This window comes from Erythrobacter sp. SD-21 (genome assembly GCF_000181515.1).
GTDB lineage: Bacteria > Pseudomonadota > Alphaproteobacteria > Sphingomonadales > Sphingomonadaceae > Qipengyuania.
In genome coordinates this window covers 221,627-235,042 of sequence record NZ_ABCG01000002.1, presented here as the reverse complement: position 1 = coordinate 235,042, position 13,416 = coordinate 221,627, and the positions used below count along the sequence as shown (strand labels likewise).

Here is a 13,416-nt window from a genome sequence, read left to right as displayed (position 1 = left end):
GGGATTAATGCCGCCATTGTACAATTCGGAGCCTATAACGGGCCTTCGCTGGGGAAAAAAGTGTTCTGGGGCTTTCGCGCACAGCTACGCGGCTTGTCGCGATTCGCCGTGCTCTATAGAGCCTTCTTCACCATGATTATTGCCTGTCCGGCCTGCAGCACCCGCTATGTCGTGCCCGACAACGCCATCGGCGTCGATGGGCGGACCGTGCGCTGCGCGAAGTGCAAGCACTCCTGGTTTCAGGAAGGCGCAAGCGCCGAGGCCGTGACGGCGAGCGACGATGCGGCCGCTGCTCCCGTTGCTCCGGCCGCGCGCGAAACACCGCCTCCCCCTCCTCCTCCCCCTGCTCCGGAACACGAAGCGCGCGAGCCGGTCGCGTCGAGCGAACCGGATCCTGAACCCGAAGCCGAGGCTGCACCTGTCGAGGATGCGCCTACCTCTCGCCGCCGCTCTTTCCTCCGTTCGTTGGAGCCCGAGGCGGAGGCCGAGCCACAGGCTCCCCGCCGCGCGCGGGCCGCCGATTTCGACGAGACCCCGCCCCCGTCCTTCGGCGAGGGGCGCAACGAGGAAACCGAACCCGATTTCGATGCGCCCGCACACGAGCCGGTGTACGAGGACGACCTCGTCTCGCGCTTCGACCGCTCGCCGCCCTTCGGCCCGCGACGCAACACGCTGAAGCTGTGGACCTGGGCGGCGGCGATCTTCGCCCTGCTGGCGGCGGGCGCGATCTTCGCCATGTCGCGCTACGGCACGCCCGACTGGTGGCCGGTCGAAAAGCCGCTCTTCGGCGAGGCGCAGCCCGACCTTACCTTGTCCTTCCCGCCCGACGAGCAGCGCTGGCGCGAGCTAGAAAACAAGACCTGGATGTTCACCGCCAAGATCGAGGTGACCAACACCGCGCGCGAACCGCGCCGCCTGCCGCCGGTGCTGATCGTCATGCTGAACGAGCGCGAGGATCAGATCTACAGCTGGATCGTCTCGCCCCCGCAGCCCACGCTTGCGCCAGGCGAAACCGTCACCATCGACGAGGCGCGCACCGATGTTCCGCGCGGCGCCGTCTATGCCGATGTCGGCTGGGCCCCCATCTAGTTCGTAATTCGCGAAATAGGTGCTTGCCGGTTCTGCGGGCCGCTGCTAGTGGCGCGCTCCTACCGGCGGGAGCAGGTGGTCTCACACGTGAGATTCGCTTCCGATGCAGACTGTGTGCGGTCGTGGCGGAACTGGTAGACGCGCAACGTTGAGGTCGTTGTGGCCGCAAGGCCGTGGAAGTTCGAGTCTTCTCGACCGCACCAACAGTCCCTACTCAGGTTGTCCCAAAATGGAGCATAAGCCAATTGGGTCGCGTTGGCTGCTCGAGACGTACTTTCCTTAATAATTTTCGTCTTTAACAGGCTGGAAAGCAAGCAGCTTTTCGGGGGGTCTGTTGGTGGAAAGTTACATCGTAGCCTTTGAGTGTGCAGCGCTTGTCGTCGCGACTCTGATCGCAATATCTTCGCTAGATGACCTTTTCGTCGATTCGGTTTTCTGGATCGCGATGGCTAAGCGAAGATTTCTTGGCAAAGGCGAACCTAGGACTGTCTCGCCCGAGACGCTGATCGAGAGACCCGAAGCTCCTATCGCTATCATGCTGCCGGCTTGGCAGGAGGCCGATGTAATTGCGAGCATGGTCGAGAATGCCATACACACTCTTGTCTATCGCAATTACTTCATATTCATTGGCAGTTACGCCAATGACCCTGAAACGATACTCGAAGTAGAGAAACTTGCCGCACGGTATGGCAGGGTGCGTCATGTGCGAGTTCCTCACTATGGGCCAACCTGCAAAGCCGACTGCCTAAACCACATCGTCGCCGATATCCTCCGTCTGGAGAAGGAGGTGGATATAGAGTTCGCCGGATTGGTGCTCCACGACAGCGAAGATGTGTTGCACCCGCTCGAATTGCACCTCTTCAATTACCTCTTGCCGTCCAGAGATATGATCCAGCTTCCGGTCGTGAGCCTTGAGCAAAGGTTCACTGATTTTGTTGCTGGCACATATATGGACGATTTCGCCGAATCCCACGCAAAAGACCTCGTGGTTAGACAGATGCTGGCCAAATCGGTGCCGTCGGCAGGGGTAGGGACCTGTTTCTCGCGACGAGCCATCGAGGTAATGCTCGAGGCGGGTGAACCCTTCAACACCCAAACCCTGACCGAGGACTACGACGTTGGCAGCCGTCTGGCGAAGCGGGGTTTGAACGCCTCAATCGAACTTTATCCGGTCGAGTTCAGGTCTCGCCAGTTTGGACATTTCGGTAGGGGGCCGGAGCGGGTCGGAACCACTTCCAAGCCGCTGTGCGTGCGCGAGCACTTTCCCAATACATTTCGGGCCAGCTATCGTCAGAAGGCGCGATGGATACTCGGGATCGCCCTACAGGGCTGGGCGCAATTGGGGTGGGACCGCTCGATAGTCTCGAATTACTTTCTATGTCGTGATCGAAAAGCCCTGATCACGCCTACGTTAGCGGTTTTGGCTTACGTGCTGACCGCGATGTATCTTGGCGCAACCATCTGGTCATTCGCCAGCGGTGGGGCTGCCATACCAATCTTCTCTAATCATCCGATCGCGTCTTATCTCTTTTCATTCAACCTCTTCGCGCTTGCCGCTCGGGTCGTGCAGCGTGTTTATTTCGTCGCGAAAATCTATTGCTGGACGCACGCATTTTTGGCTGTCCCCCGCATGGTCGTGTTGAGCTTCATCAACTTTGCCGCTTCGGTGCGAGCAATTCGCATTTTCGTCGGCAGCAAGTTCAGTGGCAATCCTATAGCCTGGGACAAAACGAACCACCGGTTTCCGTCGGATGAGGCTCTTGGAAAGGAGAAGCGTCGCTTGGGCGAGATTCTTCGTGGGTGGGATGTCGTATCCTCGCCCATGCTCGAAAAAGCGCTTCTCTACCAGAAGCGCGAGGGGGGTATGCTGGGTGATCTGCTTGTCCGTGACGGCGTGATCGACGAAGACGTTTTGACGGAAGCCATCTCGACGCAAAACCAGCTTCCGCGGGCCGAGTTGAACCTTGATATGGTCTGCGAGCACCTCGATCTGCTCGATAGGGCGACAATGACGCAACTGCAGATCTTGCCTTTTGGAATTTCCAGCAAAGGCGAAGCGCTGCTCGCCGTCGCCAAGCCACTCGCCTGCGAACAAACGAGATTAATTTGGTCGAGGATGAGCAAGGGCTATCGTGAGCACATCGTCCCGCAAAGCAGGATAAAGGAAATTCTCGCGGCGTTGACGAACATCCCTGAAAGGAACTTTCCTGTCCCGTCAGTTCCGCGCGTCCACGAATTGCTGCTAAGTCAAAAGCAACTGAAGAAAAAGGAACTGCAGAATCTACTAAAGGATTACAACGTCGCTCGGCACGGCACCATCGGGCAGTTCCTTGTCGCCAAAGGCACTATTACGCAGGCTACGCTGGATAAAACGCTGGAATTGCGCACATCGTTGATCGAGAGCCGCAGGCAGGAGCGGGTTCATGCGTAGTGCCATAATCCTCGCCGCGTTCCTTACGACCATGCCCGTTGCCGTCGCGGCACAGTCGGAAGCGACGCCCTTCGGGCATTACGACCAAGGACGCTATTTCGATGCCGCGAAGGGCGCGGAAGCCGCGCTGGCGCAGGATCCCGACAATCCGGTCTGGTGGGCGCTGCTCGCCGAGGCGCGCTCGCAGATGGGACAGCACCAGTCGGCCGCCGGGGCCTTTGCGCGCGCGGCCGAGGAAGAGGGCGATCCGGCCCAGCGCAGCTATTTCCACCGCGCGCAGGCGCTGCAGCTAGCCTATGCCGAGCGCTACGCCGAGGCACGCGAGGTGGTTCGCGCCGCGATGGACGATCCGGCACTTGAGACCCGCCAGTCGCTCGACTGGGCGATGGTGGCGATTGCCGCGCGCGACGACGCTTCGGCTCAGGATATTCTCGATAACGTGGCGCTTTATGCCGGGTTCTCCCGCCAGAGCGCGCTCGATGCGGGCTACAGCGCCAAGCGCCGCGGGCTGGACCGGCGCGCGGTGCGGTTCTTCGAAACCGGCCTCAGGCTGGACGCCGAGGAGGACGAGAAGCTCTCTCCTGCCCAGCGCGAGGCCTTCCGGCGCGAGAACCGCGAACTGACGCGCGATTGGTCCTTCATCGCGCAGGGTAGCTTTTCAAGCGCGGGCCGCCCCATCGGCCCCGCCAACACCCCGCTCGGCGTCGAGCGCGCCCCGCAATTCGGCGCCGAGGTTTCGCGCCGGATCGGCGGCTGGCGCAACGGACAACCCTTCAACCTCTTCGCGCGCGTCTACCATTCGGAATTCCTGTCCGACGACGCCGTAACCGGCAACGCGACCCAAGGCTGGGTCGGCGTGCGCTACAAGCCGCTGTCGCAGGTGAACCTCAACCTGGAGGCGAGCCGCTTGATTGCCCTCGACAGCGACGGGATCGACGACTGGTCACTGCGCAGCGCCATTTCGGGCGGGCAGGGCCTCGAACCCGAAGTCGGCAAGCGCAACTGGATCTATGCGCACTATTACGGCGATATCTCCTACCTGACCGAGGCAGATGTCGTGTTCGGACTCGCCGAAGGGCGGGTCGGCTACTCCGTCCTGCTCGACCAGCGCGCCACCATCCTGACGCCTTATGCGGTCGCGCGTCTGGGTCTCGACACCGGGCGTCTGGACGAAGAGGCGCTGGGTGCAGGCGTCGGCCTGTCGCTGCGCCACTGGTTCGACGAGACCGAGACGACCGCCTATCGCGGCTTCATCGATTTCGACGTGCAGGCACGGCAAAGGATCGCGGGCGACAGGCGGGCCTCGGGCGTGCTGGCCACCCTCACCATCGGGCGCTGAGCGGCCACCCTAGAGCCGGCGCATTTCCCACCAGGGGCCGTCGTTGCGCATGACCTTGTGGCGTCCCAGGTCACGCAGGCAGGTCATGAAGTCGGGGTCGAACATTTTGTCGCCCTTCTTGCACTTTTGTCCGGTGGCCGGGCAGATCATGTCCTCCCACCCATCGGCGGTTGTGACCCAGATCGTGCCGTGCGGGTTGAGCAGGCGCAGGCTCGCGATCGCGCCGATCTCGCTTTCGTTCACCAGCAAGTCGTACCCCCGCCTCCCGTTGCCCAGCGGATCGTCGCTGGCGTCGAGATGCGGGGCAAGATCGCGCACGGTCGGCCCGTTGCGGACCACGAAGAAATCGGGGGTCACCAGAGCTTGGTCGGCCCCCGGCGGCTCGGGATCGGCGGGATCCCCGGCGCGCTGCTTGATCTCCTCCTGCATTTCCTCGATCGCGCGTTCGAAAAAGACCGAACGCCGCACGCCGCCATCGTAAAGCGAGCGGTCCCCACTCGCGAGGCCGGTCACGCGCAATTGCTGGTGGAACACCGGCATGGCGGAAGAGGCCATGGCCGCCGCGGTAAGCGCTTCGACGGCGGATTCGTTGTTGGGTGCCTTGCGCACCAGCTCGCGCACGTCGGCGTAATGGAAATGGCCGCAATTGGCCTCGACGAAGCCGACATAGCCCTCGATGGAGCTGTTACGGATAGCGTCGAGGAACTCGGCGCTGCCGTTCTCGTAGATCGCGTGGCGGATGCGTTTGCGCAGCGGCGCGGTGCCGGCTTGCGCGCCGCGCAGCAACATCTGGAACATGCCCTTGTTGTCGACCACCTCGCCCTCGTCCTCCGGGGAATAGCCCCATTCGAGCTGGCGCATGGCGTAGTCGCGCGTCTGCCGCTTCGCGTTCCCGTCGAGCGCGACCATCAGCAGCAGCGTCTGCAAGGAGCCGGTCGAAATGCCGGTAATGACCTTCACGTTCTTCATGGCAAGGCCGTTGCCGCTGGCATCGTGGAGCGCCCGGAACAGTCCTGCGCCGTAAGCGCCCCATTGACCGCCGCCCGAAAGCATCAGCACTTTCTCGTTGTCCGAGACCGCCGCTCGGGGCGCGCTGCTCTTGAGCACCGCGTGCCCGCCGGGCGCGGCGGCGCGGGCGACCATCTTGCGCAGTTCCCACGCCATCGGGTTGCGATGCGGGCCGAGCTGGCTGACCTTCGCGTCGCGCTGGATGTCGGCGATGAACTTGCTGGCCGGCGCGACATGGACATGGTCGGCAAAATGCGGCGAATGGATCGCCTGCGGACCCCAGTTGAGCTTCTTGCGCAGCCACCAGACCAGCAGTCCGGCTGCGAACAGGATCGCAATCGCGATCAGTATTCCCTTGAACATCGATCCTCCCCCCGAAAAATCGCCTGTGACGGTTCTGGCCTATAGCATTGCCGATGGACAGCGATATTGTCGAGCTGCGGCAAGGGGTGGCCGCCAGGTTGGGGGAAGGCATGACGACGATCGAGCGCGAATTCGGCGGGATGTGGCGCAACGAACACCGCTCGCTGATGAAGTTTCACCGGCGCGAGGCCGCAATCGTCGAGGGAGGCGGGGAGGATGTCGTCGAGGCATTGCGCGCCCGCCGCACGGTGCTGGGCGCGCTGATCGGCGACGAGGCGGCGAAGGACCGCGAGCTGTGCGTGACCGGTTCGGGCTGGTCGCAGAGCGATCTCTATCACAACCTTTCCACGCATCTCAAAACGGACCGGGACGAAGGCATCTGGGAACTGCCGGAGGAGGCTTTCCTGCCCGGTGTGGAGGGCCGCCATCGCTACCTGCTGGTGAGCGGCGGAACCAAGATCCACCGGCTGATGGAGCATCTTCACGAGGCGGGCCGTGACCTGTCGCTGCGCACGGCGGGCTCGCACAAGGGACAGTCGCTCGCCGGGCTGGTGGGCACCGGATCGCATGGCTCGACCATGGCGGAAAGCGGGGCGGAAACGCATGTACGCGGCATGGTCCTTTCGACCGGGCGCGAGGAAGCGGTCTGGCTCGCCGATCCGGAAAAGCCGGTGCTGCGCGAGGAATGGGTGGCCCAGTTCGCCAGCATCGGCGACCCTCAGCATTTCCACTCGGTGCGGGTGCATCTTGGAGGAATGGGCTTCGTCTCCGCCTACCTCATCGAGGTTGTCGACGAGTTCTATTGCGGCCTCGTCAAACGTGTGCGCGTCCTGCCATCGGACTGGTACGATCGTATAACGACCGGCGATTTCGCAGGTGCGTTGGGCGAAGTCGCCGCCGGACGCACTCCGCGTTACTATGAGCTGACCTTCGACCCCTTCGGCGGCGAGGGGCAGGAGGTCTGCGAGACCATCTGGCTCGACATCGACAGCGCGGGCAAGCGGCACGATCTTGGACCGCAAGTCGAGCACCATACGCTCGACGCCATCGCGAAGGTCGGCGCCAAGGGCCTGCACGAGGTACCGCAGTCCGAGCTGGTGACCGACAATCCGCTGCCTGCCGAGGATTTCGAAGGGCGCATTCGCGATCTCATCGATGTGCCCGAGCGGATCCTGGAAGACTTCCGCGAAAACGCCGTGTGCGACGATGCCGATGTGCCGCGCACGCTCTCTCAGCTGACCGCCGTGTGGAAGCCGCATGTGCTGATGGGGTTCCGGGTCGATGTCTACAACGCCGCCTTCGCCGTCCCGCGCGAGCGGCTGGCCGAGGTGATGCAGATCGCGCAAACAATGGCCTGCGGCGAGAACAACATCCGCATGTTCGCCAAGGATTTCGTCTACACCGTGCGCTTTGCCAAGAAAAGCGAGGCGGGGATGGGCTTCCTGCGCTTCGACGACAACGCCATTATCAATATCGACGGGCTACCTGCCAACTTCCTGCTCGGCAGCGATGCTCCGGCAGCCGCCGCGCATTTGCAGCATTTGCTCGACAAGGCGGGCATTTCCTTTGCGATGCACTGGGGCAAGGACGCGCAGGTGAACGCTGCCGCGATCCGCCGGCAATATGGCGATGCGGCGGTCGAGGCCTATCGCGCCGCGCGCAAGGCAATCCTTGGCGCGAACACGAAGACCTTTATCTCGCCCGCGCTCGAACACTGGGGCCTGCAGAGCGAATAGCGCCCCCGCGCGCCCCTCAGCCGTGCGCGCCGAACATGTTGGCGATGGCCGTGGAGATGCGCAGGTTGAGGCCGTGCGCTTCCTCGATCGGATCGATGAAGTCGCGCCGGATCGCGTCATAGCCCTCGCCGCCTTCGCGCGGATACTGGCTGGTCTCGGCCATCGCGAAATCGTCGGTCACGGGATAGCTGGCCGGGAAGGCACGGCGCATCTGGGAGAGCGCCTCGTCGACGCGCAGGGTGAAGACCATCTCCAGCACGTCGCGGCGGCTGATGTCGTTGGCGCGGCTGAAGGCCGGGACCGAGACCGCCTTGAGGAACATGTGCTGCAACAGCGCGAGGCGGAGCGACTGGAGCACGCCGATGGTACGGCGCGCTTCCTCGCGCTGCGGGTGCGGCGCTTCGTCGGGCACGAGGTCGAAGAGGCGGTGAAGCTTCAGCGCATCGACCCGCAGCCGCGAGGCAAGGCGGCGGAAGACGCCGTTGCGATCATCCGTGATGAGGTATTCGGCCAGGTTCTCGCACGCGCGCGCCAGATGCTCCTCGGTGCCGCGATAGGGGCGGCTGGCCCAATAGGCGGAATTGAATAGCTCGCCATAAGCGGCGACCGTCTTGATGCTGGCGAGCGCGTTGGAGGCGCGCACCAGCCGCATGATCTGCCGCCCGCGCGGGCTTTCGCGCAGCAGCTCTGCGATATCCTCGTAATTGCCCTCCGCCGCGCTGCCGACGCCGGCGATGATGTTCACCGGATAGCCTAGCTGCTGGAGGATGGCGTTGTGCGGGATGGCACGGATCTGGCGCAGGCTCATCTCGCGCTCGGCGGACAGGTCCGACTGGCGGCGCGAGACACGGCTGCCCGTGGAGTTGAGGAGGCCAAGCCCGAAGGCGGTCACCGCGCGGCTGTAGGTCCGGCTTTCGAGGTGGTCCTGCTGCTCGTCCTTGATCGCGCGGTAGAAATCGAGGCTCAGGTCCGTCCGGCGGTAGAAGGGATCGGTCGGCGCATCGGGATCTGTGTCGGCAGGCGCGAGTTCGGCGATGGTCGAGAGCGTGGCGCGCGCCAGATCGGGCGTGGCGAAGAAGAGGTAGCCGTCGCCGCCCTGGAAGCTGGCCTCGGGCTCGAGGCGGATACCGGCGCGGGCAAAGCGGCGGCGGGCCCAGGGGCTCATCGGCCATTCGAGGCGATCCTTGAAGCTGCCCGGATGCGCGCCGCGGCCCATGCCTTCGCCATGCGTGTTGAAGACCAGCGCGGCGACATCGGTAAGGCCATTGGCGCTCATGGCGTTTGCCAGGCGGCCTTGCAGGCGCTCGATCGCGAGGCTGGCCGGGATCTGGCCGACGAAACGGCCCGCATCAGAAAAACCGGTCTGGATCGCGATGCGGCCGCGCTTCCTTGCGTAGCTCTGGAAAGCCTCTTCCTTCAGCAGCGCGTCGAGGAAGCGCCCCCCATGTTCGAGCGCGGTCTCGGTCTCGAACAGCGGCGAGACATCGACCTTGTCCTCGATCCCGAAGAGCTTGGCGAAATAGAGCGCGGCGAGCACGGTGGCGGGCTGTTCGCATTCGGCCACCAGCATGCGGATCGGCGCGTCGGCGTCCACGTGCTTGAGGATCTGCGCCATGGCGAGGAACTGGCGCACGGCGGTGCTGCTCTCGACCGCGAGCGAGGCGAAATTGGCGGTCAGCGGTTCGGCGGTGCTGACCAGGACCCGGAGCGCGTTCAGCGCGCCCTGGCTGCCGAGATCAAGATCGGCGCCGCCCGGAATGCGCGAACGGATGGCGTTGTGGAGCTGTTTGGCGTTCACGCGGAAATGGATGAGGCCCATGCCGAGCCCATCGGCGCGCATGGCCGCGGCCAGCGCTTTCAGCGCGACGGCCTTGTCCTGCTCGCAGCCCAGCGCCTGTTCTTCCAGTTGCGAGATCACGGGTGCGAGGCTGAGCAGCTTGTCCTCGTTGTCTTCGGTCAGCCGGTTGGCTGCGGCCGAAAGGTCGGCGTGATCGGACAGGTCGCTGGCGAATTCCTTAGCGCTCGCCTCGGTGCGGGCCTGCGCCTTGCGCATGGCGTCCAGCACGGCGTGGCCCGCGTCGATCGCTTCGAGCCGGTCGGCATAACGGCTCAGCCGCTGCGCCTTTTCCGAAAGCCGGAAGGCGATGGAGGTGTACCACTTGATGTCGGTGCGCCCGTCCATGTCGTAACCGACCCAGCTTGCAAAACGGAAGGGCAGCGGTTCGAGTTCGCGCCAGCGGTCGGGCCACTCGCCCGCCGCGCATCGGAGCAGGCTGGTGTTGATCGCGTCGCGCGCGTCCTGCGCGTTGGCCATGGCGGCCATGGCGCGCGAATGTTCGTATTGGAGCGTGATCTCGGGCCGCTCGAGCGCGACGGGTGAGACGGATTTGCCACCACCAGCGGCCTCGGCCACGACATCGGTCTGCTGGGGTGTGAGCAGGAAGGTGGGATGCGCGGTGAAGACGACGTGGAGCTGCGGGTGTGACCAGTGTTCGCGAAACGCCTCGAAGCCGCCTTTGTCGCTGCAGAAGCCGGTCATGCGTGCAGACGTGTTCTTCGGGGTTACCAGATTGCACAACCGGTCGGCGCGCGCTTGCAGGGAGCGGGTTTCGAGCTCCGCGATCAGGTCCGAGAAATCCTCCAGCGAAACCTCTCTCGCCTCCAGTTTGCGCGAAAGGTCGTGGGCGAGCTGGAAGACGGGATTGAAGAGCGGCGTCTCCTGCGTTCGCTTGTGCAGTTCGCGCAATTCGTGCGTCAGTGTGGCGAAGGTCAGCGGTTGCAGGCTCGGCATGCTCGAATAATCCTCTTGTCTCTCCAATACGCAAGAATGCGCGCAATTGTGCCGGGACTGTCAAGGAAACCTGTTGCGTTGCAGCATGAATAGGTTTGCGGGGTGGCGGGCCAAATGCAGGCTTTACTTGCGCTTGCGCTTTCTCCACCCCTTCAGGCTCGTTAACCCAAAGCGACAACCGCGCGGTGACGCCTTTTTAGGCAAGGCGCGTGGGACAACAGGGAACAAGACTACATGAGCGAATGGACCATCGGTATTATCGGGGGCTCGGGCCTCTATGCGATGGAGGCGCTCGAAGATCGCCAGTGGATCGAGGTCTCCTCTCCCTGGGGCAAGCCTTCGGACAAGATCCTGTGCGGGACGATCGGCCATGTTCGCGTGCGCTTCCTGCCGCGCCACGGCCGCGGGCATGGTCATATCCCGAGCGGGGTCGATGCGCGGGCCAATATCGATGCGCTGAAACGCGCGGGCTGCACCGACATCCTCGCCATCAGCGCGGTGGGATCGCTGTCGGAAGAGCTGCCGCCGGGCCGCTTCGTCGCAGTCGACCAATTCATCGACAACACCAGGGGGCGCCCGTCGACCTTCTTCGACAACGGCTTCGTCGCCCATGTCTCCATGGCCGAACCGGTGTGCGAGCGCCTGTTCAAGCACGCGGCCAAGGCGGTCGAAAAGGCGGGCGGCGAGGTGACCATGGGCGCGACCTATCTCGCCATGGAAGGCCCGCAATTCTCCACCCGCGCCGAAAGCCGCCTCTACCGCCACTGGGGCGCCGAGGTGATCGGCATGACCGGCATGCCCGAGGCCAAGCTCGCCCGCGAGGCGGAGCTGCCTTACGCCATGCTCGCCATGGTCACCGACTGGGATAGCTGGCGCGAGGGCGAAGCCTCGGTCGACATCACCGAGATCATCGAACAGATGGGCAAGAACGCCGAGCTCGCGGTCAAGACGGTCGAGAAATTCTGCAAGGGCCTGCCCAAGAAGCGCACGCCCTCGCCGATCGACCGCGCGCTCGACGATTGCGTCATCACCGCGCCCGAAAAGCACGACCGCGAGCTGATGACCAAGCTCGACGCGGTGGCCGGGCGTCTCTTCCGCGCAGGATGAGCGAAACGGTCGATCTGCTCGTCATCGGCGGCGGTATCAACGGCGCCGGCATCGCGCGCGATGCCGCGGGCCGGGGACTGTCCGTGCTGCTGGTGGAGAAGGACGACCTTGCCTCGCACACGTCCTCGGCCAGCACCAAGCTGGTCCATGGGGGCTTACGCTATCTCGAACATTTCGAATTCCGGCTGGTGGCGGAATCCCTGCGCGAGCGCGAAGTGCTGCTGGAGGCCGCACCGCATATCATCTGGCCGCTGCGTTTCGTCCTGCCGCACGAGCCGAAAATGCGCCCCAAATGGATGCTGCTCGCGGGTCTCGCGCTCTACGACCGGCTTGGCGGGCGCGGGCGCTTGCCGCGATCGAAGAAGGTCAGCCTCAAGACCGCGCCGCACCGCGCCATCCTGCAGGACCGGCTGACCGCCGGTTTCGAATATTCCGACTGCTGGGTGGAGGATTCGCGCCTTGTCGTGCTCAGCGCCATGGATGCCGAAGCGCGCGGCGCAACCATCGCCACGCGCACCCGCTGCACCGCCCTCGCGCGGCACGAAGATCACTGGCTTGCCACCCTGCATGACGCGAAGGGCGAGCGCGTGGCGCGGGCAAAGGCGGTGGTCAACGCCGGAGGCCCTTTCGTTGACCGCATTGCCAAGGCTGCATTGGGGCAGGGCACGCCGGCGCATCTCAGGCTGGTGAAGGGCAGTCATATCGTGGTCCCCCGCGCCTATCCGGGTGAACACGCCTATATCTTCCAGCATGCCGACAAGCGTATCGTCTTCGCCATTCCCTACGAGCGCGACTACACACTGATCGGGACGACCGACATGCTCTATGACGGCGATCTCGACCATGTGGAGATCAGCGCGGAAGAGCGCCGCTACCTGCGCGAGGCGGTGACGCATTATTTCAAGAGCGGGGTGACCGAGGAGGACATCGTCCATACCTACGCTGGCGTGCGCCCGCTCTACGAAGACAAGGCGGCCAGCAACAGCACGGTCACGCGCGACTACGTTTTCGAAGTCGAGGCAAGTGGCGGAGCGCCCATCCTCTCGGTCTATGGTGGCAAGATCACCACCTATCGCAAGCTCGCCGAACACGCGCTCGCCAAGCTGTCGCGCCATATGGAGATCCCGGGCGAGGCCTGGACCCGCGGCGCCCCGCTTCCCGGCGGCGAGATGAAAGACGCCGACTTCGCCAATTTCCTCTGGGAAGCGAGCGAGCGGCTGGACTGGATACCGCCCGAAATGCTGCTGCGCCTCGCCCGCGCCTATGGCACGCGGATCGACACGCTGATCGGGGACGCCGCCTCGCTGGACAATCTCGGCACGCATTTCGGTGGCGATCTCTACGAGGCGGAACTTGCCTATCTCGTCGCCCACGAATTCACTCGCACGGCTGAGGACGTGCTGTGGCGACGCAGCAAACTCGCGCTGCACCTCTCGCAAGAGGCGCAAGAGGCTGTGACGCGCTGGTTCGAAGAGCGCGGGTGATAGGCACGCGCCCGCTCACAAAGCTTGAAAGCAGGTGGGGTCGGGTCCAAGTGCCCCTGATTGAACCC

The 13,416-nt window shown here is 64.0% G+C and carries 8 protein-coding genes and 1 tRNA gene; 7 read left to right on the top strand and 2 right to left on the bottom strand.

Annotated features, from left to right (window positions below; all coding sequences use genetic code 11):
- Positions 1-108: 108 nt before the first annotated feature.
- The 4 genes from ED21_RS04485 (at position 109) to ED21_RS04470 (ending at position 4,859) form a co-directional block, all read left to right on the top strand.
- Positions 109-1,089 carry a zinc-ribbon domain-containing protein gene (locus tag ED21_RS04485; protein ID WP_233995704.1) on the top strand — a complete coding sequence of 327 codons (981 nt, stop codon included), beginning with the start codon at positions 109-111 and terminating at the stop codon, positions 1,087-1,089.
- 116 nt (positions 1,090-1,205) lie between these two features.
- Positions 1,206-1,292 (top strand) — tRNA-Leu (locus ED21_RS04480).
- Positions 1,293-1,426: 134 nt separating this feature from the next.
- The gene (locus ED21_RS04475) at positions 1,427-3,520 is read left to right on the top strand and encodes a glycosyl transferase family protein (protein WP_050784712.1); all 2,094 of its coding nucleotides are present in this window, start codon (positions 1,427-1,429) and stop codon (positions 3,518-3,520) included.
- Entirely contained in the window at positions 3,513-4,859 is a 1,347-nt protein-coding gene (locus ED21_RS04470; RefSeq protein ID WP_006832648.1) for a tetratricopeptide repeat protein, read from the top strand. The genes ED21_RS04475 and ED21_RS04470 overlap by 8 nt, the downstream gene beginning before the upstream one ends.
- 9 nt (positions 4,860-4,868) lie before the next feature.
- Here the strand turns inward: ED21_RS04470 and ED21_RS04465 are convergent, their stop codons facing one another.
- A complete protein-coding gene (locus ED21_RS04465) occupies positions 4,869-6,230 on the bottom strand; it encodes a patatin-like phospholipase family protein (protein WP_006832647.1) in 1,362 nt (453 codons plus the stop codon).
- 53 nt (positions 6,231-6,283) lie between these two features.
- Between ED21_RS04465 and ED21_RS04460 the strand changes: the two genes are divergently transcribed.
- A complete protein-coding gene (locus ED21_RS04460) occupies positions 6,284-7,966 on the top strand; it encodes a hypothetical protein (RefSeq protein ID WP_006832646.1) in 1,683 nt (560 codons plus the stop codon).
- Between the two features lie 16 nt (positions 7,967-7,982).
- On the opposite strand, the gene ED21_RS04455 is transcribed toward ED21_RS04460, so the two are convergent.
- Complete coding sequence (locus ED21_RS04455) at positions 7,983-10,757, bottom strand: phosphoenolpyruvate carboxylase (protein ID WP_006832645.1); 2,775 nt, start codon at positions 10,755-10,757, stop codon at positions 7,983-7,985.
- A gap of 234 nt (positions 10,758-10,991) precedes the next feature.
- On the opposite strand from ED21_RS04455, the gene mtnP reads away from it, so the two are divergent.
- Positions 10,992-11,864: an S-methyl-5'-thioadenosine phosphorylase gene (gene mtnP, locus ED21_RS04450; protein ID WP_006832644.1), complete on the top strand. Its 873-nt coding sequence runs from the start codon at positions 10,992-10,994 to the stop codon at positions 11,862-11,864.
- Positions 11,861-13,348, top strand: a complete 1,488-nt coding sequence (glpD, locus tag ED21_RS04445; protein ID WP_006832643.1) for a glycerol-3-phosphate dehydrogenase — start codon at positions 11,861-11,863, stop codon at positions 13,346-13,348. Before mtnP ends, glpD begins: the two co-directional genes overlap by 4 nt.
- Positions 13,349-13,416: the final 68 nt, after the last annotated feature.